The 1,085-nt window shown below is 65.3% G+C and carries 1 pseudogene; it reads right to left on the bottom strand.

The features are described from left to right. Positions 1-1,085: pseudogene (locus tag JX325_RS17530) on the bottom strand (thiamine pyrophosphate-binding protein); the annotation flags it as partial.

Here is a 1,085-nt window from a genome sequence, read left to right on the forward strand (position 1 = left end):
CCCATGCAGGAATAGCCGTACTCGGCGTGATAGCCGCCCCGCTTGTCGGTGGTCCACATCCGCTGCATGCAGCTGGGCAGGGACCCGCCGGCGGTGATGATGGTGGCGTCGGCGTCGATGACCCGCCGGATGGCCGCTAGAGCGGCGGTCTGGGTGATCTTGCCGTTGGTCAGCTTCACAAACTCGGGCACCGTCCGGGGGTCCCGGGCCTTGATGATGGGATCGAAGTCGTCCCCAGTGTACTCGATGGACCCCAGGCGCTCCATCTCCTTGGCCCAGACGGCCTTAGCATCAAGAATCTCGTTGGTGTAGGCGGACTTCCAGCCCTTGGCCCGGAGCTTCTCTGCCAGGGCCTGAACGGTGACCTTCGCGTCGCCCACGGCCTTTACCGCGTCCATTTTGTAGGCGTGGAACCGGCAGTTGTTGATGGTGACGAATTTCACGCCCTCATGCTGATAGAGCCGCTTGGAGCTGGTGGTGAAGTCGGACATCCGGGAGCCGATGGCAATCACCACGTCGGCGTCCTTGGCAATGTGGTTGGAGGCGTAGGTTCCCGTGACGCCGATGCCGCCCAGGCACATGGGATGGCTGGATTTGCAGGCGCTCTTGCCCGCCTGGGTCTCGCCGAAGGGGATGCCGAACTCCTGGCAGAAGCTCTCCACCACCTCGCCGGCGCCGGAGTACCGCACGCCGCCGCCCACGATCACCAGGGGCTTTTTCGCACCGGCGATGATCGCGGCGATGTCCTCCAGCTCCTCCTCCACGGCCACGGGCCGGGTGATGCGGTGGACCCGCTTTTCAAAGAAGTAGGTGGGGAAGTCATAGCTCTCGCCCTCCACGTCCTGGGGCAGGGCGATGCAGCACGCGCCGGTTTCGGCGGGGTCGGTGAGAACCCGCATGGCGTTGATGAGGGCGGTCATGACCTGCTCGGGCCGGGTGACGCGGTCCCAGTACTTGCACACGGGCTTGAACGCGTCGTTGGTGGAGACGGCCAGGCTGCTGCTCTGCTCCAGCTGCTGGAGCACCGGGTCCGGCTGGCGGGAGGCGAAGGTGTCCGCCGGGAAGACCAGCAGGGGGATGTTGTT

The sequence above is a fragment of the Oscillibacter sp. CU971 genome (genome assembly GCF_905219725.1).
Lineage (GTDB): Bacteria > Bacillota > Clostridia > Oscillospirales > Oscillospiraceae > Oscillibacter.